Here is a 21,800-nt window from a genome sequence, read left to right on the forward strand (position 1 = left end):
ACAGAAAGCTCAGTCGAAAGACTGGGCTTTTTGCGTTTTTGTCGTCTGAAAATACCAACAGAAACCTTCAGGCCGATAGATCATGGCTATGTACCTGAAAATTTACCTGCTCCTGGCTAAACCCCTTTTAACCACTGCATAATAAAAGCGGCTATCTGCGGAACATCGTTTAAATCTAACAGTGGAAGCGACGTCTCGACCGGCCTATCGCTGGCGATAGCAATCACATTATCGTCAAACACTAATTCTTCTGTACTATGCCCGCTGTTGTGCCGATAAAGCAGGATTTTGGGCACGGGTTCATGTTTAAAACCCTCAACCAGGACTAAATCCAACGTTGAGGCATCCATTCGGCTGACCAGCCATGCCAGATCCAGTGAAGGCTTATCTGGCGTTTCCGTCATTAATGCCCAACGCTGCGAACTGGCGACAATGGTCTGAGCCGCTCCGGCTTTACGCAGTTCATAACTGTCTTTACCCGGCTTATCCACGTCCATATCGTGATGGGTATGTTTAATTAGCCCTGGCCGTAAACCTTCTGCGCGCAGTGCCGGAATCAGAGCCTTCAATAAGGTTGTTTTACCTGTGCCGCTCCAGGCGGCGATGGCTAAAAGTGGGATCATGATGGCACCTGCATATGTTGCAAATCGTCGAGAGTATTAACGTTTATAAATGCTGATTTTACATCGCTAAAATCGACGCTATGACCGCCAATTTTGTGCAGAAATACCATTACTCGCCGCTCTCCTGCGGCCAGATACGTTTCCAGTTCGCCGATCACCTTGCGATTTACCAGAGCAATGGCCGGATGGTCTCGTTCACCATCGTGTACCCAAACGGCCAGGGCTGATGTTTTGTGCTGCACTAAGCGAGTCGCCAGAAATGATGGGATAAATGGCGTATCGCACGGACAAAACAGAAACCATTCGCCCTCGACCTGATGCATTACGGAAAGCATGCCGGCCAACGGCCCGGGAAAGTCGTTCAGAGAGTCGGTAATAATCGGGTAGCCGCTGCTTCGCCAGCAATCAAGATTGCGGTTAGCGCTAATCACCAGCCTGGCGACCTGAGGCTGCAGCGTATCGGCGACATGACGCCACAGGGCCTTACCATTCAGCAGCTGTAATCCTTTATCTATTCCTCCCATGCGCGTGCCTCTTCCCCCCGCCAGCACGACGCCGGTTATTACCTCACCCTGCATATCAATATCGCCTCTTTCATTGTGGGTTTGTCCCTGCTAACGTACTCCTATCAAGATTAAGGAGCATTGCTATGAAATGTAAACGCCTGAATGAAGTGATTGAACTCCTCCAGCCGGCCTGGCAGAAAGAACCTGAACTGAATTTGATGCAATTCTTGCAAAAACTAGCGAAAGAAGCGGGTTATGCTGGCGAATTGAGCGATCTTTCCGACGATATTCTGATCTACCATTTGAAAATGCGCGACTCGGCAAAAGAGGCCGTTATTCCGGGTATCCAGAAAGATTATGAAGAAGATTTTAAAACCGCCTTGCTACGCGCCCGCGGCGTGATTAAAGAGTAAAAGGTTGTAAGCGCTGCCGCGGAATCGGCAATGAGATGATATCCTGTATCATTCGTACGATTATCGGATGTCAGGATGCACGATAAGGCTTTCACTTTTCAGACGCTTCACCCGGATACCATCATTGATGGTTTATTTGATCTGGGTATGCGGGTAGATTCCGGTCTTACTCCGCTTAATAGCTATGAGAACCGAGTTTACCAGTTTCAGGACGAAGATCGTCGCCGCTATGTGGTGAAGTTCTATCGTCCTGAGCGCTGGTCTGCCGAACAAATCCTCGAAGAACACCACTTTTCGCTTCAGCTCGTTGAGGACGACGTGCCCGTTGCGGCGCCTTTGTCGTTTAACGAGAGCACGCTTCACCAACATCAGGGATTCTTTTTCGCCGTTTTCCCCAGCCTGGGTGGACGTCAGTTTGAGGCGGATAATCTCGATCAGATGGAGTGGGTTGGGCGTTATCTTGGCCGTATGCATCAAACGGGACGCAAACAGCGCTTTGTCGCTCGTCCGGAGATAGGCACCAATGAGTATCTTCTGGAGCCCCGACAGGTCTTTGAGCTCTCCCCGCTGATTCCTGCTGGCCTGAAAGATGCCTTTCTCAGTGCTACCGATAAACTCATTGACGCGGTAATGGCGCAATGGCACGGACGCGCCAATATTTTACGGTTACACGGTGATTGCCATGCGGGAAACATCCTCTGGCGCGATGGCCCCCTGTTTGTTGATTTAGATGATTCACGTAACGGCCCTGCTATCCAGGATCTGTGGATGCTGTTGAACGGTGATAAACCCGAGCAGCGTATGCAGCTTGAGATGATTATTGAAGCGTATGAAGAGTTTAGCCCTTTCAATACGGATGAGATTGCTCTCATCGAGCCTTTACGTGCAATGCGGTTAGTTTATTATCTGGCGTGGTTGTTAAGGCGCTGGGAAGATCCCGCTTTCCCTAAAAATTTCCCATGGTTGACCGGGGAAGATTACTGGCGCGGGCAGACAACAACTTTTCTTGAGCAGGTAAAGGTTCTGCAAGAACCGCCTCTTCAGTTAACGCCAATGTATTAATGTGATATATCCAGGAGAGAGTTAATCATGAAAAAAATTTGGCTGGCGCTGGCTGGTATGATTCTGGCTTTTAGTGCATCCGCTGCCCAGATCACCGACGGTAAGCAGTATATTACCCTCGATAAACCCGTTGCCGGTGAGCCTCAGGTGCTCGAGTTTTTCTCGTTCTATTGCCCGCATTGCTATCAGTTTGAAGAAGTCCTTCACGTATCAGATAACGTGAAGAAAAAGCTGCCGGAAGGCGTCAAAATGACAAAATACCACGTTGAGTTCCTGGGCCCGCTAGGCAAGGATCTGACTCAGGCATGGGCTGTGGCGATGGCGCTGGGCGTGGAAGATAAGATCACCGTCCCAATGTTTGAAGCGGTACAGAAAAACCAGACCGTCCAGACCGTGGCCGATATTCGTAAGGTCTTCGTTGATGCCGGCGTCAAAGGTGAAGATTATGATGCGGCCTGGAACAGCTTTGTGGTGAAATCTCTGGTGGCTCAGCAAGAGAAAGCCGCTGCTGATTTCCAGCTGCAGGGCGTGCCTGCTATGTACGTTAATGGTAAATACCAGCTTAATCCGCAGGGTATGGATACCAGCAACATGGACGCATTTGTTGCCCTGTATGCTGATACCGTTAAGCAGCTGGTTGATAAGAAATAAAAAATAAACGCCGGTCACTGACCGGCGTTTTTCTTTTCTGCGTCCCAATTCACTTCTTTGCCTGCTGCATGATTTCCGTTAGCTGCCGATCTTTCTCTTCCCAGAGCGTATTTAGCCAACGCTGAAAGCGTCGCTTAAAGTTTTTATCATTTACATAGTCGCCATGCAGCTCTTCAGCTACGGGCTCAAGATGGATTCGCACCACAATGTGCGTTAATCGACCGCTCAGCATATCGTAAAACGGTCTTTGGTTATTTTCCGGGTAACACACCGTGACGTTCAACAGCTTATCAAACTGCGAGCCCAGCACGCTTAATGCCATTGCGATACCCGCCGCTTTTGGCGCTAACAGATTGTGGTATGGCGAACGGGTTAGCTGTCGCTTTTCTTCAGTAAAACGTGAACCTTCAACAAAGTTGACGATAGTGGTGGGATGCGCGCGGAATTTCTCGCAGGAGCGGCGAGTAGTTTCAACATCTCTGCCACGGCGCTCGGGATGGCGGAGTAAATAGCCTCGGGAATAACGGCGCATAAAAGGCATATCCAGCGCCCAGCAGGCCAGCCCAATAAACGGAACCCAGGCGAGCTGTTGCTTGAGGAAATATTTATTCATCGGAATATGTTTGCGGAACAGGACGCAAAGTACCACGATATCGGCCCAGCTGTGATGGTTGCTGATAAGCAGATACCAGTTCTTTTTACTCAGACCATCAAGGCCCTGTACATCCCATTTAAGCCAGGGATTAAGGCGCAGCAGCCACGCCAGTCCTTCACACCAGCAGTACATCATGAAATTGCAAAAAACGGATATCGAGCGCCAGACCGCAGGAACGGGCACAAGAAGTTTAATCAGCCCGGCGATGATGATTGGCACGGAGCAGATGACGGTGACTATGATAGTCAGGGCGATACTCAGCGGGAGCGTTATCGCGGCGAGTAATCTCGGCATAGTTAAATTATTCAGAAAGTTAGGCTGATAAAGAACGCCTATAAACAGCGCAAGGGGCTGATTTTATCAGAAAATAGAGTAAATAACGGGTCTTACCAGAACAGAAAAATTTCTGGATCTTATATCCACATGGAACATCGAGTCGCCATGATGATAATAAAGCAGGTTGTGAACCTATAATTGAATGATAAATATGGAATATTTTTCCGTTATATTATTTTATTAATCATTGGTCGATCAACGTTATAAAACTATTCACAAAGTTATCCACAGGTTAGGCCGCAACGCGATCCTGGGGATCGCTGAATCTTTTCGACGAAATGTGGGAAAAATTCAGGATTTAATGTCCGTCTGTGGCATCCTTTACCGATAATCTGATAAACAGGCACGGAAAATATGGTTCAGATCCCAGAAAACCCTCTCATCCTCGTTGACGGCTCTTCTTACCTTTATCGGGCATACCACGCGTTCCCCCCGCTGACGAATAGCGCAGGCGAACCGACAGGCGCCATGTATGGCGTGCTGAATATGCTGCGAAGCCTGATCCTGCAGTATCAACCGACCCATGCTGTCGTTGTGTTTGATGCCAAGGGAAAGACTTTCCGGGATGAACTGTTTGAGCACTATAAATCTCATCGTCCACCGATGCCGGACGATCTCCGTGCGCAGATCGAGCCGCTGCATGCCATGGTGAAAGCGATGGGCCTTCCGCTAATGGCCGTTCCTGGCGTGGAAGCAGACGATGTCATCGGTACCCTGGCCCGTGAAGCTGAAAAAGTAGGGCGTCCGGTGCTGATCAGCACCGGTGATAAAGATATGGCTCAGCTGGTTACGCCGGGTATTACGCTCATTAATACCATGACTAACACCATCCTTGGCCCCGACGAAGTCGTGACAAAATACGGCGTTCCACCGGAACTGATCATCGATTTTCTGGCCCTGATGGGTGACTCCTCGGATAACATTCCGGGCGTGCCTGGGGTGGGGGAGAAAACCGCGCAGGCGCTTCTGCAGGGACTGGGTGGTCTTGATACGTTATATGCTGAGCCTGAAAAAATCGCCGGATTGACTTTCCGCGGCGCGAAAACGATGGCGGCAAAGCTGGAACAGAATAAAGAGGTGGCTTACCTCTCTTATCAGCTGGCGACGATCAAAACGGACGTTGAACTGGATTTGGGCTGTGAAGATCTGCTGGTTGAACAACCTGTTGCGGATGAACTGCTGACGCTGTTTAAAAGGTATGAATTTAAACGCTGGATCACTGATGTAGAGTCCGGTAAGTGGATGCAGGCAAAAGGCGCTAAGTCTGCGGCCAGGCCGCTGGCAGCGGCTGCCGACGTGGCCGAGGCAGAAGAAGAAACCGCGACAGTGCTCTCCGCTGAAAACTACGTCACCATTCTGGATGAACAAACATTGCTCACCTGGATTGAAAACCTGAAGAAAGCGCCGCTTTTTGCCTTTGATACCGAAACCGACAGCCTGGATAACGTATCCGCCAATATGGTGGGCCTCTCCTTCGCCATTGAACCTGGCGTGGCGGCCTATGTGCCGGTCGCCCATGATTATCTGGACGCGCCGGATCAAATCCCTCGCGACCGCGTCCTGGAATTGCTGAAACCGTTACTGGAAGATGACAAGGTTCTGAAGGTTGGGCAAAACCTCAAATATGACCGCGGGGTCCTGGCTAACTACGGCATTGAACTGCGCGGTATTGCCTTCGATACCATGCTGGAGTCCTACATTCTCGACAGCGTGGCGGGCCGTCATGATATGGATAGTCTCTCCGATCGCTGGCTGAAGCACAAAACCATTACCTTCGAAGAAATCGCGGGGAAAGGTAAAAACCAGCTCACATTTAACCAAATTGCGCTGGAAGAAGCAGGCCGCTACGCGGCGGAAGATGCGGATGTCACCCTGCAGCTGCACCTCAAAATGTGGCCTGAACTTCAGCAAAATGAAGGTCCGCTGAACGTCTTTAAAAATATTGAAATGCCGCTGGTGCCGGTGCTATCCCGCGTGGAGCGTAACGGCGTGAAGATTGATCCGGCCGTGCTGCATGCGCATTCTCAGGAGATAGCCAAGCGCCTGATTGAACTGGAGAAGAAGGCGTACGATATTGCGGGTGAAGAGTTTAACCTCTCGTCGCCGAAGCAGCTGCAAACGATCTTGTTTGAAAAACAAGGCATTAAGCCGCTGAAGAAAACCCCTGGCGGTGCGCCTTCTACCTCGGAAGAGGTGCTGGAAGAGCTGGCGCTGGACTATCCGCTGCCGAAAGTTATCCTCGAATATCGTGGACTGGCAAAACTTAAATCCACCTATACCGATAAGCTGCCGCTGATGATCAGCCCGAAAACGGGGCGGGTTCATACTTCCTATCACCAGGCGGTGACCGCTACGGGGCGTTTGTCGTCTACCGACCCGAACCTGCAGAATATTCCGGTACGCAACGAAGAAGGGCGACGTATCCGCCAGGCGTTTATTGCACCGGAAGATTATCTCATTGTCTCGGCCGACTACTCGCAAATTGAACTGCGCATCATGGCGCATCTCTCCCGCGATAAGGGCCTGCTGACCGCATTTGCGGAAGGCAAAGATATCCACCGCGCGACGGCGGCTGAGGTCTTTGGTTTGCCGCTGGAGAGCGTTAGCAGCGAGCAGCGCCGTAGCGCGAAGGCGATCAACTTTGGTCTGATTTACGGCATGAGCGCATTCGGTCTTGCGCGACAGCTCAATATCCCACGCAAAGAAGCGCAAAAGTATATGGATCTCTACTTTGAGCGCTATCCGGGCGTTCTGGAGTATATGGAGCGTACTCGCACCCAGGCCAAAGAGCAGGGGTATGTTGAAACGCTGGACGGTCGTCGTCTCTATCTGCCGGACATCAAATCCAGCAATGGCGCGCGCCGCGCTGGCGCCGAACGTGCGGCGATCAATGCGCCAATGCAGGGTACCGCGGCCGATATCATTAAACGTGCAATGATCGCGGTAGACGGCTGGCTGCTAAGCGAAAAACCTCGCGTGCGGATGATCATGCAGGTGCACGATGAACTGGTCTTTGAAGTGCATAAGGACGATCTTGAAGCGGTCGCGAAAAAGATCCACGAACTGATGGAGAGCAGTACGACGCTGGCGGTTCCGCTGCTGGTAGAAGTCGGTAGTGGAGAAAACTGGGATCAAGCGCACTAAGTATTCGTCGGGTAAGGTCATTTTTTGTAAGTGAGTAACATAACTTATCGTGTTTTGTGATGATCATTTGAATTTGCTATGTAAAGAGTGAAAAAAAACTACAAAAAATGCTTTATCCGTAACCGAAAGAAGAGTAGAGTTAAAGACGTAGGGTACAGAGGTAAGATGTTCTATCTTTCAGACCTTTTACTTCACGTAATCGGATTTGGCTGAATATTTTAGCCGCCCCGGTCATTTATGACCGGGGCGTTTTTTATTGCGCGAAAGAAAATTTTACGCATCGATGCATGCAAAGGCGGGGAGCCCGGATAAGGCTTCACGCGCCGCTATCCGGGTTTTTTGCGAACTTATTCGCCGTCTTCGGGTTCTTCCTGCGGTGGGATATCGTTATACCAGCTATCCAGCTTCTGACGCAGTTTATCCACACCTTGCTTCTTCAGGGAAGAAAACGCTTCTACCTGCACATCTCCGTTAAAGGCAATGACCGCTTCGCGAACCATATTGATCTGCGCTTTCCGCGCACCGCTGGCGAGCTTATCGGCTTTAGTCAGCAGTACCAGCACCGGGATATCGCTTTCGACGGCCCACTGGATCATCTGCTGATCGAGATCTTTAAGCGGATGACGAATATCCATCAGCACCACCAGCCCTTTCAGACAGAGGCGTTTCTCAAGATATTCACCCAGCGCGCGCTGCCACTTGATCTTCATCTCTTCCGGAACCTGGGCGTAACCATAGCCCGGCAGGTCGACAAGGCGTTTGCCCTCAGCGACTTCAAACAGGTTAATCAGCTGCGTACGTCCGGGCGTCTTCGACGTGCGCGCCAGGCTTTTTTGGTTAGTCAGCGTATTCAGAGCGCTGGATTTCCCGGCGTTAGAGCGGCCAGCAAATGCCACTTCAATACCGGTATCGGCAGGAAGATGGCGGATATCTGGCGCGCTAGTGACAAAATGCGTCAGTTGATAATTCCAGTTGGTCAAGACGGTCGTCTCCGTTAAATCAGGCTATGGCGGGGATTATACCTGAACAACAGAAAAAGACTGTTTTTACCGCATCTCATTGATGTAAGTTAAAACCATACTCTTTGTGAGACATTGGCTATTGGTTATATGAGATATGAGTGAGAAAAATCCGAGCATAAATAACACAAAAGCTTATAAATCATGATATTAAGCTGAAAGAAAATTCTGAAATTAGATTTTTTTCTGTACAGTCAGTTGTAGGTTTTCCTCAAACCAGTAAAGTAGTGACCAAGGGCGAGGATGCTAACAGGATGATGACTCAGGATGAGGGGTCAGGAAGCGCCAGGAGGCGAGGACTACGGATTGTCAGGATGACAAACGTCTGGAAGACGTTTTAAAGGGAAATGGAAGTAACAGGGACCGTTGGTAGCTGAAGGAAAGACAGGGTGTGTCGTTAGCTAACAGGGAAAGTAGAAGCCCTTTAAGGGTTGTCAGTACGGAAAAAGGCGACAGAGTAATCTGTCGCCTTTTTTCTTTGCTTGCTTTCTGCTAGATTCCGCCTCAATTCTATACTGAAGAAAATGGCCTGAAGATTACCCAACATGAAAAAACCGACATCCGTACCTCGTGGCAAAAAAAATCGCAAAACGCGTGAAGAATTGAACCAGGAAGCTCGCGAGCGTAAGCATCAGAAGAAGCATCGCGGCCATGCGGCAGGCAGTCGTGCGACCGGTGGCGACACCGCTTCAGCAGCCAAAAAACAAGGTCAGCAGCAAGATCCCCGAATTGGCAGTAAAAAACCCATCCCGCTGGGCGTAACTGAAAGCGCTCCGGCGATTAAGCAGCATAAACCAAAGAGCGAGAAACCTATGCTTTCACCGCAGGCTGAGCTGGATTTGCTGGAGAACGATGAGCGCCTGGATGCGCTGCTGGAACGCCTTGAAGAGGGCGGCACCCTGAATGCTGAAGAGCAAACCTGGGTTGATGCCAAACTGGATCGCATTGATGAGCTGATGCAGCAACTGGGCCTCTCCTATGATGATGACGAAGATGAAGAAGAGGAAGAGCGCAAAGAAGATATGATGCGCCTGCTGAAGGGTGGAAACTAACGTTTGCATCCCATCGGATTCCCGGTCCTGCTTATAACCCTTCTGGTTATATGTTATCTGCTGTGGTTATTCGTTAAACTACGACGGTTGTCGCGGCGTCAGAAATGGCTGCGCAACCGGCTCATTACCCGAGGTGCGGTTGGGCCGGGGCGGCGTACCCGCCGACGGCACCATCGGAAGGAGTGAGCATGTCTGTGCAGTTAATCGACTGGGATCTGGCCCTGATCCAGAAATATAATTATTCCGGGCCGCGTTATACTTCGTATCCCACCGCGCTGGAGTTTTCTCCAGAATTTGGCGCTGCTGAATTTGATGCGGCGGTTGCCCGCTATCCGCAGCGTCCTCTATCGCTATACGTGCATATCCCGTTTTGCCATAAACTCTGCTATTTCTGCGGCTGCAACAAAATCGTCACCCGCCAGCAGCATAAGGCTGACCAGTATCTGGATGTGCTTGAGCAGGAGATTATTCATCGCGCTCCGCTTTTTGCTGGCCGCAAGGTTAATCAGCTGCACTGGGGCGGCGGTACGCCGACGTATCTGAACAAAGCGCAAATTAGCCGCCTGATGGGGTTGCTGCGTACGCATTTCGATTTTAACGCGGATGCAGAGATTTCCATTGAAGTCGATCCGCGTGAAATTGAGCTTGATGTCCTGGATCATTTACGCGCCGAAGGCTTTAACCGCCTGAGCATGGGCGTGCAGGACTTCAACAAAGAAGTGCAGCGTCTGGTGAACCGCGAGCAGGATGAAGCATTTATCTTCGCGCTCCTTAATCACGCGCGTGATATCGGCTTTACCTCAACCAATATCGACCTGATTTACGGTCTGCCGAAGCAAACGCCGCAGAGCTTCGCTTATACGCTACAGAAAGTGGCGGAGCTTAATCCCGATCGTCTGAGCGTATTTAACTATGCGCATCTGCCAACGCTGTTTGCTGCACAGCGCAAAATCAAAGATGCCGATTTGCCCTCAGCTGAACAAAAGCTGGATATTCTTCAGGAGACGATTGCTTCGTTAACCTCTGCGGGATATCAGTTTATCGGCATGGACCACTTTGCCCGCCCTGATGATGAGCTGGCGATAGCCCAACGGGAAGGTATTCTGCATCGCAACTTCCAGGGATATACCACCCAGGGAGACACCGACCTGCTGGGGATGGGCGTGTCGGCGATCAGTATGATTGGCGATTGCTATGCGCAGAACCAGAAAGAGTTGAAACAGTATTATCAACAGGTCGATGAAACCGGGACGGCGCTGTGGCGCGGTATTGCGTTGACGCGCGATGACTGCATTCGTCGTGATGTCATTAAGGCGCTGATTTGTAACTTCCGTCTCGACTTTGCGGCGGTAGAGAAACAGTGGGCGCTCATCTACGATGACTACTTTGCCGAAGATATGAAATTGTTGGCGCCGCTGGCTAAAGACGGGCTGGTGGATGTGGATGAGAAGGGCATTCAGGTTACGCCGAAAGGCCGGCTGCTGATTCGCAATATCTGTATGTGCTTTGATGCTTACCTGCGGCAGAAAGCGCGGATGCAGCAGTTTTCTCGCGTGATATAAGCTATATCCCCTCTCCTTACCGGAGAGGGGATATTATCAGTTAAACAGCCCAACCATCGCCGCGCACAGGACGGCAGCTACCGCCGTCTGCGGCGTATGACCTGCTGCAACTCCGCTCGATATAATATTAATGAGTGATTCAAGCATGATTACCCCCCGTCTTTCCGGGCAAGATCATACTCAATGCATAGCAACAGTAAAGTACAAAATAGCAGCAGTTTGCGCTGGATGACTATTTTTTACGCGCCGCTGCGCTGCTACTCCATTCCCAACTCTTTTAACTTACGCGTCAGAGTGTTACGGCCCCACCCTAGCAGCCGCGCCGCCTCTTGTTTATGCCCCTGAGTATGGCGTAACGCGGTGGTCAGCAGCGTACGCTCCATCTCCGGCTGCGCTTCTGAGAGCAGGTTTTGATGACCGGAGCGCAGCGCGCGATCGGCCCATTGCCCCAGCAGCGTCGCCCAGCTATCCGGCAGCATTTGCGTCGGATTATCCGGTATCGCGGTTTCAAACAGCTCACTGGGGAGATCCTGCGTCAGAACTTCCTGACCCGCGGCCATCACCGTCAGCCAGCGGCAAGTGTTTTCCAGCTGACGAACGTTGCCCGGCCACGCCAGCCGGGTTAACGCCATCTCCGTCTCCGGATGCAGCTGTTTGGCCTCCACGCCCAGTTCACGAGCGGCAATTTGCAGGAAATGCCTCGCCAGGCGAGGAATATCTTCCCGACGCTCGCGCAGCGGCGGCAGATGGACGCGAATCACGTTCAGGCGATGGAACAAATCCTCACGGAATTTCCCCTCCTGGACGCGCAGCTCAAGGTTCTGGTGGGTGGCGGCAATAATACGCACATCCACTTTCACCGGCGCATAGCCGCCCACGCGGTAAAACTGACCATCGGCCAGGACGCGCAGCAGACGGGTCTGGACGTCCAGCGGCATATCGCCAATCTCGTCAAGGAACAGCGTACCGCCGTCTGCCTGCTCAAAACGTCCCTGACGCACGGTATTGGCGCCGGTAAAAGCGCCTTTCTCGTGGCCAAAGAGCTCTGACTCAATCAAGTCTTTAGGGATTGCCGCCATATTCAGCGCAATAAATGGCGCCTTGGCGCGCGGGCTGTGGCGATGCAGAGCATGGGCAACCAACTCTTTGCCGGTACCGGATTCGCCGTTGATCAGCACGCTGATAGAAGAGCGCGACAGGCGGCCGATAATGCGAAAGACGTCCTGCATTGCCGGCGCTTCGCCGATGATATCGGCCGTTGGGCTATTAATCGGCGCATTACGCGGCTGTTGTTGCTCCTGGTAATGGCTAATTGCCCGGTCAACCAGCGCTACCGCTTCATCGATATCAAACGGTTTCGGCAGATAATCAAAGGCGCCTTGCTGATAGGCGCTTACCGCCGCATCAAGATCCGAATGCGCTGTCATTATGATGACCGGTAGCATTGGATGGCGCTGTTTAATTTGCTTTAACAGCGCCAGCCCATCCATTCCCGGCATGCGGATATCAGACAGCAGCACATCCGGGGTTTTGGTCGTGAGGGCATCAAGCACCTCGTTACCGCTCTCAAACGTTGTACAACTCAAGCCTGCCCCGGTGAGCGCGCGTTCAAGCACCCAACGGATGGAGCTATCGTCGTCAACGATCCATGCTATCCCTCGTTGCATAAACACCTCTACTTCCGAATAGGCAGGTACACCGAAAATTCGGTATGCCCTGGCCAACTGGTAAATTCAATTTTCCCGGAGTGCTGATCGATAAGGCTGCGTGCAATAGACAGACCGAGTCCGGTACCGCCTTCGCGCCCGCTCACCATCGGATAAAACAGCGTGTCCTGTAAATGAGACGGTATTCCCGGGCCGTTATCTTCAACGTCAATGCGCGCAGCGAGGCGGTAGCGTACGCCGTGTAAGGTTAACTGGAAGGCCGTGCGGGTGCGCAGAGTGATCTCGCCGCCCTCGGGTCCCAGCGCCTGCAGCGCATTACGGACGATATTCAGCAACACCTGCTCGATTTGGTCAGGGTCGTGCGGGAGTTCCGGCAGGCTGGGGTCGTAATCGCGAACCAGTTTGACGTTATCCGGCAGCTCCATCGACACCAGCTTCACTACCCGCTCAGCGACCTTATGGATGCTTTCCGTCACGTGCATCCCGGGATGCTGCGGCCCCAGCAGACGGTCGACCAGATTTCTTAACCGATCGGCCTGTTCAATAATGACTTTGGTATATTCCATTAGCGCAGGATCGGGCAGCGCTTTGCTCAGCAGCTGTGCCGCTCCGCGCAAACCGCCCAGCGGGTTTTTAATCTCATGGGCCAGACCACGCACTAAGTCGCGTGCGGCAATCTGCTGTGCGTGCTGCAGCTGCTCCTGGCTCAGACGACGCTGATTATCCATCGGCGCCATTTCCAGCAGAATATAGCCTTCAGGCAGGCGCTGCGCCGTCAGGGAAAGGATATGCGAGCGGCTATCAATGACCAGCGTCACTTCATTATCGGTAAAACCCTGCCCCGCAGCGAGGCTCTCCTGCATGAGGCCGATATTCAGCGAGAAATAGCTCAACAGTTCCGGCAGCGGCGTGCCGAATAGCTTACGAGAACTTTGCGCCAGCAGCTGCTGCGCCGCCGGGTTCGCGTAATGAACCGCCAGGTCATCATCGACCAGTAAGATACTGTTGATTAAAGAGTTAAGGATCTGCCCAGCATCGGGCAGTGTGCCTGTTGCCATTCGACAGTCTCCAGAAAAAGAGTGCACCATTTTAGTGCAGTATAGCTTTTTATGAATAAAAAGCTCACGAGATCAGCGTGTTGGTGGAGAAAAAAGCCCATCCTGAGATGGGCTGAAAGTTTCCACGGCAACAAAACATCCCTGGTACCCCGCGCCACAACACGAAGCACCATGGATTTACAGCAAAATCAGACGCTGTAGTACAGCTCGAATTCAACCGGGTGCGGAGTCATACGGATGCGGTCGTTTTCTTCCATACGCAGGGCGATGTAAGCATCGATAGCGTCGTTGGTGAATACGCCGCCGGCGGTCAGGAATTCACGGTCTGCGTCCAGCGCGTTCAGTGCTTCTTCCAGAGAGCCTGCAACCTGTGGGATCTCTTTCGCTTCTTCCGGCGGCAGATCGTACAGGTTTTTATCCATGGCTTCGCCCGGATGGATTTTGTTCTTGATACCGTCAAGGCCAGCCATCAGCAGCGCGGCGAAGCACAGGTACGGGTTAGCCGCCGGGTCCGGGAAGCGCACTTCGATACGGCGCGCTTTCGGAGAGGTGACAACCGGAATACGGATAGACGCGGAACGGTTACGGGCAGAGTAAGCCAGCATTACCGGCGCTTCGTAGCCCGGGACCAGACGCTTGTAGGAGTTGGTGGTCGGGTTAGCCAGGGCGTTAATCGCTTTAGCGTGTTTAATTACGCCGCCGATGTAGTACAGCGCTTGTTCAGACAGGCCCGCGTATTTGTCGCCGGAGAACAGGTTTACGCCGTTCTTGGACAGGGACATGTGGCAGTGCATACCGGAACCGTTATCGCCAAACATCGGTTTTGGCATGAAGGTCGCGGTTTTGCCGAAACGGTGTGCGACGTTGTGCACAACGTATTTGTAAATCTGAATTTCATCCGCTTTTTTGGTCATGGTGTTAAAGCGGGTGGCGATTTCGTTCTGACCGGCAGTCGCCACTTCGTGGTGGTGAGCTTCAACAACCAGGCCCATCTCTTCCATGATCATACACATGGTGGAGCGGATATCCTGAGAGGAGTCTACCGGCGGAACCGGGAAGTAACCGCCTTTCACGCCCGGACGGTGGCCTTTGTTGCCGCCTTCGTATTTGGTGGAGGAGTTCCATGCGCCTTCGATATCATCGATAGCGACGTGGGAACCGGAAATGGACGCACCAAAACGGATATCATCGAACAGGAAGAATTCTGGTTCTGGCCCGAACAGTACGGTGTCAGCCAGGCCGGTAGAGCGCAGATACTCTTCAGCGCGCTTAGCAATGGAACGCGGGTCGCGGTCATAGCCCTGCAGAGTGCCGGGTTCCAGGATGTCGCAGCGGATGATCAGAGTCGGTTCTTCATAGAACGGGTCGATCAGCGCGGTGGTTGCATCCGGCATCAGAACCATGTCGGATTCGTTAATACCTTTCCAACCGCCAATCGAGGAGCCATCAAACATTTTGCCTTCTTCGAAGAATTCGGCATTTACCTGATGAGAAGGAATAGTTACGTGCTGTTCTTTACCTTTGGTATCGGTGAAGCGCAGATCGACAAACTTCACTTCATGCTCGTTCAGCATCGTCAAAACGTGTTCAGCGGACATACTTAAACTCTCCCGGATTGGTCTGTGTCGTCGTGGAAACGAAAACTTTTTTGCTACTAAAAGTGGCGTTGTTGCCTTAAAAAATACAAAGCGAAATCTGTGCCAACTTTTAAATTGCCCCCAAAAGGCGTTATCATGCACGTCATCGTGCAAAAGGGCTGCACCAAAATGAATGCATTGCACCAATATAGTGCATTTGTGTGAACATTGGGCACTTATTTGGTGCAATTGGACTCGAATAACCCTTTTAATGCTCCGTGAAAGCGATCACAAAGAATCTCTGCAATACTTGTTTGCGGAGGATGTTTGTGATCCTGTTTTGTACTGCGATTAATCCGTGTACAATAACGCGCTATTTCTAATGCCTGAGGCAAAGTTGTGATCGAAAATCTGCGTAATATCGCCATCATCGCGCACGTTGACCATGGTAAAACTACCCTGGTTGATAAGCTGCTACAGCAATCTGGTACGTTCGACGCGCGTACTGAAGCACAAGAACGAGTGATGGACTCCAACGATTTGGAGAAAGAGCGTGGGATTACCATCCTCGCTAAAAACACTGCTATCAAATGGAATGATTACCGTATCAACATCGTTGATACCCCTGGGCACGCCGACTTCGGTGGTGAAGTTGAACGTGTCATGTCCATGGTAGATTCTGTGCTGCTGGTGGTTGATGCCTTTGATGGTCCGATGCCGCAGACGCGCTTCGTCACCAAGAAAGCTTTTGCCCACGGTCTGAAGCCGATTGTTGTTATCAACAAAGTTGACCGTCCTGGCGCGCGCCCTGACTGGGTTGTCGATCAGGTATTCGACCTGTTCGTTAACCTTGATGCTACCGACGAACAGCTGGACTTCCCTATCGTTTACGCTTCCGCGCTGAACGGTATCGCGGGTCTGGATCACGAAGATATGGCTGAGGATATGACTCCGCTGTATCAGACTATCGTCGATCGCGTACCGGCACCGAACGTTGACCTTGATGGCCCGCTGCAGATGCAAATCTCCCAGCTGGACTACAACAACTACGTTGGCGTCATCGGTATCGGCCGCATCAAGCGCGGTAAAGTGAAGCCGAACCAGCAGGTCACTATCGTTGATAGCGAAGGCAAAACCCGTAATGGTAAAGTCGGTAAAGTTCTGACCCATCTGGGTCTGGAGCGTATCGAGAGCGACATCGCTGAAGCGGGCGATATCATCGCGATCACCGGTCTGGGCGAGCTGAACATCTCTGACACCATCTGCGATACGCAGAATGTTGAAGCGCTGCCGGCGCTGTCCGTCGATGAGCCGACCGTTTCCATGTTCTTCTGCGTTAACACCTCTCCGTTCTGCGGTAAAGAAGGTAAGTACGTTACCTCTCGTCAGATCCTTGACCGCCTGAACAAAGAGCTGGTGCACAACGTGGCGCTGCGCGTTGAAGAAACTCCGGATGCAGACGCATTCCGCGTTTCTGGCCGTGGTGAACTGCACCTGTCCGTTCTTATCGAAAACATGCGTCGTGAAGGTTTCGAAATGGCGGTTTCCCGTCCGAAAGTTATCTTCCGCGAAATCGACGGCCGTAAGCAAGAGCCGTTCGAGAACGTGACGCTGGACGTCGAAGAGCAGCACCAGGGGTCTGTTATGCAGGCGCTGGGTGAGCGTAAAGGCGACCTGAAAAACATGAATCCAGATGGCAAAGGCCGCGTACGTCTCGACTACGTGATCCCAAGCCGTGGTCTGATCGGCTTCCGTTCAGAATTCATGACCATGACCTCCGGTACCGGTCTGCTGTACTCCACCTTCAGCCACTACGATGACGTTCGTGCGGGTGATGTGGGTCAGCGTCAGAACGGCGTTCTGATCTCCAACGGTCAGGGTAAAGCGGTGGCGTTTGCGCTGTTCAGCCTGCAGGATCGCGGTAAGCTGTTCCTGGGCCACGGCGCAGAAGTTTACGAAGGCCAGATCATCGGTATTCACAGCCGTTCTAACGACCTGACGGTAAACTGCCTGACTGGTAAGAAACTGACCAACATGCGTGCGTCCGGTACTGACGAAGCAACGGTTCTGGTTCCGCCGGTTAAGATGACCCTGGAGCAGGCTCTGGAGTTCATCGATGACGACGAACTGGTTGAAGTTACCCCTACTTCCGTTCGTATCCGTAAACGTCATCTGACCGAGAACGACCGTAAACGCGCAATGCGCGGCGCGAAAGAAGAGTAATTAACGCTTCTTTTCGCTATCTGAACCCTGCCTCAATGGCAGGGTTTCTTTTTTGTACAAAGCCCTGCCACCCATAGTCAAACTCCCCCTTTCCCGCTACAGTTAATTTTCCACGGTGCAAAAGGAGAGGGCCATGCTCTATATCTTTGATTTAGGTAATGTGATTGTCGATATTGACTTCAACCGGGTGCTCGGGACGTGGAGCGATTTAACGCGGATCCCTCTTGCGACGCTGAAGCAGCATTTCACTATGGGTGAAGCGTTCCATCAGCACGAGCGCGGCGAAATTAGCGATGAGGATTTTGCGGCGGCGATGTGCCACGAAATGAACATGCCGCTTAGCTACGAGCAGTTCTCCCACGGCTGGCAGGCGGTTTTCGTCGCCCTGCGACCGGAGGTGACGGCAATTATGCAAAAATTACGCGAGCAGGGGCATCGAGTCGTGGTCCTGTCCAATACTAACCGTTTGCATACCACCTTCTGGCCGGATGAATATCCAGAAATACGCGCTGTGGCTGACCATATCTATCTCTCCCAGGAGATGGGGATGCGTAAACCCGAAGCGCGGATCTACCAGAGCGTGCTCGAATCGGAAGGTTTCTCCGCAGAGGATACGGTTTTCTTCGATGATAACGCGGATAATATTGCCGGCGCTGATCAGTTAGGTATCACGTCAATTCTGGTGACCGGAAAGGAGACGATACCGAACTACTTTGCGAAGCAGCTATGCTAAAAACCGTTCATCAAAAAACAGCGCGCCATCTGCGGCCGCTGGTGGCCTGGCTGAAGCTGCTATGGCGGCGTATTGATGAAGATCATATGACGACCCTGGCGGGAAACCTGGCCTATGTGTCGTTACTCTCCCTGGTGCCGCTTATCGCCGTTATATTTGCGCTGTTTGCGGCCTTTCCGATGTTTTCTGATGTGAGTATCCAGATTCGACACTTTATTTTTGCCAATTTTATTCCGACCACCGGCGATGTGATCCAGGGCTATATCGAGCAGTTTGTCGCCAACTCCAGTCGGATGACCGCCGTGGGCGCTTTCGGCCTGATTGTGACATCGCTGCTGCTGATGTATTCCATTGATAGCGCATTGAATACTATCTGGCGCAGCACCCGAACCCGGCCAAAAACCTACTCCTTTGCCGTCTATTGGATGATCCTCACGCTGGGGCCGCTGCTGGCGGGGGCCAGCCTTGCGATCAGCTCCTATCTCCTGTCGTTACGCTGGGCCAGCGATCTGAATAGCGTGATTGACGATGTGCTGCGTATTTTTCCGCTCATTTTATCGTGGGTGGCATTCTGGCTGCTATACAGCATTGTGCCGACGGCCGAGGTCCGTAACCGCGATGCGATAATCGGTTCCCTGGTTGCGGCGCTGCTCTTTGAGGCGGGGAAGAAAGCTTTTGCTTTATATATCACTGCGTTTCCGTCCTATCAGCTGATTTATGGCGTGCTTGCCGTGGTACCCATTTTGTTCGTCTGGGTGTACTGGACGTGGTGTATCGTCTTGCTTGGCGCTGAAATTACTGTCACTCTCGGTGAATACCGCAAACTGAAAAAAGAAGAAACAGAACAATCATGATTGCATTAATTCAACGCGTATCCCGAGCTAGCGTTACCGTGGAGGATGAAGTGACGGGCGAAATCGGTCCCGGGCTTCTGGTGCTGTTAGGCGTCGAGAGAGACGATGATGAGCAAAAGGCGAATCGCCTGTGCGAACGCGTGCTGGGATACCGTATTTTTAGCGATGCTGAAGGCAAAATGAATCTTAATGTGCAGCAGGCTGGCGGCAGCGTGCTGGTGGTTTCACAGTTTACGCTGGCAGCGGATACCGAGCGCGGGATGCGTCCTGGATTTTCTAAAGGCGCGGCACCGGATAAAGCGGAAGCGCTGTACGAGTATTTCGTTGAGCGCTGCCGCCAGCAGAAAATGAATACGCAGACCGGGAGATTTGCTGCCGATATGCAGGTTTCTCTGGTGAATGATGGTCCTGTGACCTTTTGGTTGCAGGTATGAGCCAGCTTCCGGGCAGGCTGCGGGTAACAAAAGAGAGTACAGCTATGTATCACCTTCGCGTACCGCAAACAGAAGAAGAGTTAGAGAGCTACTACCAGTTCCGCTGGGAGATGCTGCGTAAGCCGCTGCATCAGCCGAAAGGGTCCGAGCGCGATGCATGGGATGCGATGGCGCACCATCAAATGGTGGTCGATGAAGAGGGTAATCTGGTTGCCGTTGGGCGACTGTATGTGAACGCGGAAAACGAAGCCTCGATCCGTTTTATGGCCGTACATCCGTCAGTACAGGATAAGGGGCTGGGAACCCTGATGGCGATGACGCTGGAGTCCGTCGCCCGTCAGGAAGGCGTTAAGCGCGTGACCTGTAGCGCCCGTGAAGACGCGGTAGAATTCTTTGCCAAGCTCGGGTTTGTGAACCAGGGTGAAATCACGACGCCGACCACCACGCCGATTCGTCATTTTTTGATGATTAAGCCAATAGCCTCGCTGGACGATATTTTACATCGCGGCGACTGGTGCGCTCAGCTGCAGCAGGCCTGGTATCAGCACATCCCTCTTAGTGAAAAAATGGGCGTGCGCATTCAGCAGTATACCGGGCAAAAGTTTATCACCACTATGCCGGAAGCCGGTAACCAGAATCCCCACCATACGCTGTTTGCCGGCAGCCTGTTTTCGCAGGCAACGTTAACCGGCTGGGGGCTTATCTGGCTGATGCTGCGCGAGCGGCATCTTGGCGGCACAATTATTCTCGCAGATGCTCATATTCGTTACAGTCAGCCCATTAGCGGACGCCCCAGCGCTGTTGCCGATCTCGGCTCATTAAGCGGCGATCTCGATCGCCTGGCGCGTGGGCGCAAAGCGCGCGTTCAGCTGCAGGTTGAGCTATTCGGTGACGATCGGCTCGGCGCGGTTTTTGAGGGTATCTATATCGTGCTTCCTGCGAAGCCGTTCGGCTCTTATGAAGAGGGTGGCAACGAAGAGGAGTAGCCTCCCTTTACGCTTATCTACTGGCCCGGTGATTTTACCCGCCAGGCGATATCTCTCATCGCGCTGGCTGCCGCTGGGCTGATACCGCCCAGCTGGAAGAAGCCGTGAATCACTCCGAGATAGCGCTGACAGGTGCACTCTACGCCCTGTTCAAGCAGGCGCTGGTAAAGCGCTTCGCCTTCATCACGCAAAGGATCGTATTCTGCCGTCAGAATATGCACCGGCGGTAAGCCGTTAAAGTCTTTACGCCATAGCGGGCTGGCTTCCGGGTGGTGGAGTGTCGTCGACGAAAGGTACATTTCATAGCCGCTGAGCAGAGTGTCTTCGGTGATAATGTAATCTTTACCGTTATCGATATAGCTCTTCATACTGGCGGTGGCATCCAGCATCGGGTAAATCAAAACAAGCTGCGCGGGTTGCCATGCCCGGGTGGTTTTCAGCCGCAGAGCGGTGACCAAGGCCAGATGACCCCCGGCGCTGTCGCCCGCAAGCGTAATACGCGAAACGTCGATGCCTAACTGCGGCGCGTGGCGGTGAATAATCAGTGCGCCTTTTTCCGCATCGTCATGGGCAGCGGGAAAAGCGTGCTCCGGCGCCAGCCGGTATTGCACGGCGATAACCCGGCAGCCGCTGTGGTAAGCCAACTGACGGAGTTGATGGTCATGCGTGGCGAAACTACCGCTGATAAAGCAGCCGCCGTGAAAATAGATGACCGCAGGGAGAGCGCCTGAGGCGTTGAGGGGGGAGACAATGCGAAATGTCATGCCTTCGAGCTCGATATCTTCTACCTGAACGCGCTTTTCTTGCTCCCCAGCCAGTACCGTGCTGGCGATATAGCCGCGTCTCCGGTCATCAATACTCTGATCGCGCGATGAGGGTCGACCCGCCTCGATAAACTCCCGCACCTGTATTGCAATACCCTTTTCAAGCGCCATTTTTATTCCCTTAACCTGTTTGGATATACAGGTTTATAGCCTGATTGTGAGCAAAAGAAAACCGGGGATTTTCGTTGGGAAGTGATTCTGGAAAGCGGCTCGCAAAAGTGAAACCCATTGCTGGACGAAGCAGCAATCGCAGGGAGTAGTATGGGATAAAGCTGCCGGATGCCATCGTACTGGCAACAGCGCAAATAGATCGTTATGAACTGGTCACGCGCAAAGCAAAAGTTTTGCCGGCATACCGGGAGTGATTACGCCTTATCATTTGTAAGTCGGGCAGCAGAAGAGGCTGCCCGACATGCTGCCC

Annotated in this window: 20 protein-coding genes and 1 pseudogene; 12 read left to right on the forward strand and 9 right to left on the reverse strand. The window is 52.4% G+C overall.

Annotation, left to right across the window (positions count from 1 at the left end; translation table 11 throughout):
* Positions 1 to 116: 116 nt before the first annotated feature.
* Together mobB and mobA are read right to left on the reverse strand one after the other, a co-directional pair.
* Positions 117 to 623, reverse strand: a complete 507-nt coding sequence (gene mobB / locus HMPREF3178_RS00375) for a molybdopterin-guanine dinucleotide biosynthesis protein MobB (protein ID WP_004107330.1) — start codon at positions 621 to 623, stop codon at positions 117 to 119.
* Positions 620 to 1,201 (reverse strand): molybdenum cofactor guanylyltransferase MobA, encoded by a 582-nt coding sequence (gene mobA, locus HMPREF3178_RS00380; protein WP_004107332.1) that lies wholly within the window; start codon positions 1,199 to 1,201, stop codon positions 620 to 622. The genes mobB and mobA overlap by 4 nt, the downstream gene beginning before the upstream one ends.
* 71 nt (positions 1,202 to 1,272) lie before the next feature.
* On the opposite strand from mobA, the gene HMPREF3178_RS00385 reads away from it, so the two are divergent.
* The 3 genes from HMPREF3178_RS00385 to dsbA all read left to right on the forward strand — a co-directional run bounded on the left by HMPREF3178_RS00385 (position 1,273) and on the right by dsbA (position 3,255).
* Complete coding sequence (locus HMPREF3178_RS00385) at positions 1,273 to 1,542, forward strand: YihD family protein (protein ID WP_004107333.1); 270 nt, start codon at positions 1,273 to 1,275, stop codon at positions 1,540 to 1,542.
* A gap of 75 nt (positions 1,543 to 1,617) precedes the next feature.
* Positions 1,618 to 2,604, forward strand: a complete 987-nt coding sequence (locus tag HMPREF3178_RS00390) for a serine/threonine protein kinase (protein ID WP_004116771.1) — start codon at positions 1,618 to 1,620, stop codon at positions 2,602 to 2,604.
* 27 nt (positions 2,605 to 2,631) lie between these two features.
* Positions 2,632 to 3,255: a thiol:disulfide interchange protein DsbA gene (gene dsbA / locus HMPREF3178_RS00395; RefSeq protein WP_017145172.1), complete on the forward strand. Its 624-nt coding sequence runs from the start codon at positions 2,632 to 2,634 to the stop codon at positions 3,253 to 3,255.
* Between the two features lie 49 nt (positions 3,256 to 3,304).
* Here dsbA and HMPREF3178_RS00400 read toward each other — a convergent pair whose 3' ends face one another.
* Positions 3,305 to 4,204: an acyltransferase gene (locus HMPREF3178_RS00400; protein WP_004116774.1), complete on the reverse strand. Its 900-nt coding sequence runs from the start codon at positions 4,202 to 4,204 to the stop codon at positions 3,305 to 3,307.
* A 396-nt stretch (positions 4,205 to 4,600) separates the two neighbouring features.
* Here HMPREF3178_RS00400 and polA point away from each other — a divergent pair, with 396 nt between their 5' ends.
* Positions 4,601 to 7,390 (forward strand): DNA polymerase I, encoded by a 2,790-nt coding sequence (gene polA / locus HMPREF3178_RS00405; RefSeq protein ID WP_017145171.1) that lies wholly within the window; start codon positions 4,601 to 4,603, stop codon positions 7,388 to 7,390.
* 347 nt (positions 7,391 to 7,737) lie between these two features.
* Here polA and yihA read toward each other — a convergent pair whose 3' ends face one another.
* Positions 7,738 to 8,370, reverse strand: a complete 633-nt coding sequence (gene yihA, locus HMPREF3178_RS00410) for a ribosome biogenesis GTP-binding protein YihA/YsxC (protein ID WP_004107344.1) — start codon at positions 8,368 to 8,370, stop codon at positions 7,738 to 7,740.
* Between the two features lie 584 nt (positions 8,371 to 8,954).
* On the opposite strand from yihA, the gene yihI reads away from it, so the two are divergent.
* Complete coding sequence (gene yihI / locus HMPREF3178_RS00415; protein ID WP_004116778.1) at positions 8,955 to 9,461, forward strand: Der GTPase-activating protein YihI; 507 nt, start codon at positions 8,955 to 8,957, stop codon at positions 9,459 to 9,461.
* A 188-nt stretch (positions 9,462 to 9,649) separates the two neighbouring features.
* Positions 9,650 to 11,023, forward strand: a complete 1,374-nt coding sequence (gene hemN, locus HMPREF3178_RS00420; protein WP_004107348.1) for an oxygen-independent coproporphyrinogen III oxidase — start codon at positions 9,650 to 9,652, stop codon at positions 11,021 to 11,023.
* 36 nt (positions 11,024 to 11,059) lie between these two features.
* Here hemN and HMPREF3178_RS30655 read toward each other — a convergent pair whose 3' ends face one another.
* The 4 genes from HMPREF3178_RS30655 to glnA all read right to left on the reverse strand — a co-directional run bounded on the left by HMPREF3178_RS30655 (position 11,060) and on the right by glnA (position 15,346).
* Positions 11,060 to 11,170 carry a YshB family small membrane protein gene (locus HMPREF3178_RS30655; protein WP_016809591.1) on the reverse strand — a complete coding sequence of 37 codons (111 nt, stop codon included), beginning with the start codon at positions 11,168 to 11,170 and terminating at the stop codon, positions 11,060 to 11,062.
* Between the two features lie 110 nt (positions 11,171 to 11,280).
* Positions 11,281 to 12,690, reverse strand: coding sequence for a nitrogen regulation protein NR(I) (gene glnG / locus HMPREF3178_RS00425; protein WP_004107350.1), 1,410 nt, complete (start codon positions 12,688 to 12,690; stop codon positions 11,281 to 11,283).
* Positions 12,691 to 12,698: 8 nt separating this feature from the next.
* The gene (gene glnL, locus HMPREF3178_RS00430; RefSeq protein WP_004107353.1) at positions 12,699 to 13,748 is read right to left on the reverse strand and encodes a nitrogen regulation protein NR(II); all 1,050 of its coding nucleotides are present in this window, start codon (positions 13,746 to 13,748) and stop codon (positions 12,699 to 12,701) included.
* A gap of 188 nt (positions 13,749 to 13,936) precedes the next feature.
* Entirely contained in the window at positions 13,937 to 15,346 is a 1,410-nt protein-coding gene (glnA, locus tag HMPREF3178_RS00435) for a glutamate--ammonia ligase (RefSeq protein ID WP_004107355.1), read from the reverse strand.
* 378 nt (positions 15,347 to 15,724) lie between these two features.
* Here glnA and typA point away from each other — a divergent pair, with 378 nt between their 5' ends.
* The 5 genes from typA (at position 15,725) to fabY (ending at position 20,555) form a co-directional block, all read left to right on the forward strand.
* A complete protein-coding gene (gene typA, locus HMPREF3178_RS00440; protein WP_004107356.1) occupies positions 15,725 to 17,548 on the forward strand; it encodes a ribosome-dependent GTPase TypA in 1,824 nt (607 codons plus the stop codon).
* 133 nt (positions 17,549 to 17,681) lie between these two features.
* The gene (gene yihX, locus HMPREF3178_RS00445; RefSeq protein WP_004107358.1) at positions 17,682 to 18,281 is read left to right on the forward strand and encodes a glucose-1-phosphatase; all 600 of its coding nucleotides are present in this window, start codon (positions 17,682 to 17,684) and stop codon (positions 18,279 to 18,281) included.
* On the forward strand, positions 18,275 to 19,135 hold the full coding sequence (locus tag HMPREF3178_RS00450; RefSeq protein WP_004107366.1) for a virulence factor BrkB family protein: 861 nt from the start codon (positions 18,275 to 18,277) through the stop codon (positions 19,133 to 19,135). Before yihX ends, HMPREF3178_RS00450 begins: the two co-directional genes overlap by 7 nt.
* Complete coding sequence (dtd, locus tag HMPREF3178_RS00455) at positions 19,132 to 19,569, forward strand: D-aminoacyl-tRNA deacylase (protein WP_004107369.1); 438 nt, start codon at positions 19,132 to 19,134, stop codon at positions 19,567 to 19,569. The genes HMPREF3178_RS00450 and dtd overlap by 4 nt, the downstream gene beginning before the upstream one ends.
* A gap of 44 nt (positions 19,570 to 19,613) precedes the next feature.
* Positions 19,614 to 20,555 (forward strand): fatty acid biosynthesis protein FabY, encoded by a 942-nt coding sequence (fabY, locus tag HMPREF3178_RS00460; RefSeq protein WP_004107372.1) that lies wholly within the window; start codon positions 19,614 to 19,616, stop codon positions 20,553 to 20,555.
* Positions 20,556 to 20,572: 17 nt separating this feature from the next.
* On the opposite strand, the gene HMPREF3178_RS00465 is transcribed toward fabY, so the two are convergent.
* Positions 20,573 to 21,490, reverse strand: coding sequence for an alpha/beta hydrolase (locus HMPREF3178_RS00465; protein WP_004116784.1), 918 nt, complete (start codon positions 21,488 to 21,490; stop codon positions 20,573 to 20,575).
* Positions 21,491 to 21,639: 149 nt separating this feature from the next.
* On the opposite strand from HMPREF3178_RS00465, the pseudogene HMPREF3178_RS31460 reads away from it, so the two are divergent.
* Positions 21,640 to 21,764: pseudogene (locus tag HMPREF3178_RS31460) on the forward strand (VapC toxin family PIN domain ribonuclease); the annotation flags it as partial.
* Positions 21,765 to 21,800: the final 36 nt, after the last annotated feature.

Origin of the sequence: Klebsiella sp. HMSC09D12 (assembly GCF_001808475.1) — a bacterium.
Taxonomy (GTDB): domain Bacteria; phylum Pseudomonadota; class Gammaproteobacteria; order Enterobacterales; family Enterobacteriaceae; genus Klebsiella; species Klebsiella oxytoca.

Bases quoted from the DNA above. Each gene is read 5' to 3' on its own strand.
- mobB (WP_004107330.1), bottom strand. From the start codon at position 623: ATGATCCCACTTTTAGCCATCGCCGCCTGGAGCGGCACAGGTAAAACA.
- mobA (WP_004107332.1), bottom strand. From the start codon at position 1,201: ATGCAGGGTGAGGTAATAACCGGCGTCGTGCTGGCGGGGGGAAGAGGC.
- HMPREF3178_RS00385 (WP_004107333.1), top strand. From the start codon at position 1,273: ATGAAATGTAAACGCCTGAATGAAGTGATTGAACTCCTCCAGCCGGCC.
- HMPREF3178_RS00390 (WP_004116771.1), top strand. From the start codon at position 1,618: ATGCACGATAAGGCTTTCACTTTTCAGACGCTTCACCCGGATACCATC.
- dsbA (WP_017145172.1), top strand. From the start codon at position 2,632: ATGAAAAAAATTTGGCTGGCGCTGGCTGGTATGATTCTGGCTTTTAGT.
- HMPREF3178_RS00400 (WP_004116774.1), bottom strand. From the start codon at position 4,204: ATGCCGAGATTACTCGCCGCGATAACGCTCCCGCTGAGTATCGCCCTG.
- polA (WP_017145171.1), top strand. From the start codon at position 4,601: ATGGTTCAGATCCCAGAAAACCCTCTCATCCTCGTTGACGGCTCTTCT.
- yihI (WP_004116778.1), top strand. From the start codon at position 8,955: ATGAAAAAACCGACATCCGTACCTCGTGGCAAAAAAAATCGCAAAACG.
- hemN (WP_004107348.1), top strand. From the start codon at position 9,650: ATGTCTGTGCAGTTAATCGACTGGGATCTGGCCCTGATCCAGAAATAT.
- HMPREF3178_RS30655 (WP_016809591.1), bottom strand. From the start codon at position 11,170: ATGCTTGAATCACTCATTAATATTATATCGAGCGGAGTTGCAGCAGGT.
- glnG (WP_004107350.1), bottom strand. From the start codon at position 12,690: ATGCAACGAGGGATAGCATGGATCGTTGACGACGATAGCTCCATCCGT.
- glnL (WP_004107353.1), bottom strand. From the start codon at position 13,748: ATGGCAACAGGCACACTGCCCGATGCTGGGCAGATCCTTAACTCTTTA.
- glnA (WP_004107355.1), bottom strand. From the start codon at position 15,346: ATGTCCGCTGAACACGTTTTGACGATGCTGAACGAGCATGAAGTGAAG.
- yihX (WP_004107358.1), top strand. From the start codon at position 17,682: ATGCTCTATATCTTTGATTTAGGTAATGTGATTGTCGATATTGACTTC.
- HMPREF3178_RS00450 (WP_004107366.1), top strand. From the start codon at position 18,275: ATGCTAAAAACCGTTCATCAAAAAACAGCGCGCCATCTGCGGCCGCTG.
- dtd (WP_004107369.1), top strand. From the start codon at position 19,132: ATGATTGCATTAATTCAACGCGTATCCCGAGCTAGCGTTACCGTGGAG.
- fabY (WP_004107372.1), top strand. From the start codon at position 19,614: ATGTATCACCTTCGCGTACCGCAAACAGAAGAAGAGTTAGAGAGCTAC.
- HMPREF3178_RS00465 (WP_004116784.1), bottom strand. From the start codon at position 21,490: ATGGCGCTTGAAAAGGGTATTGCAATACAGGTGCGGGAGTTTATCGAG.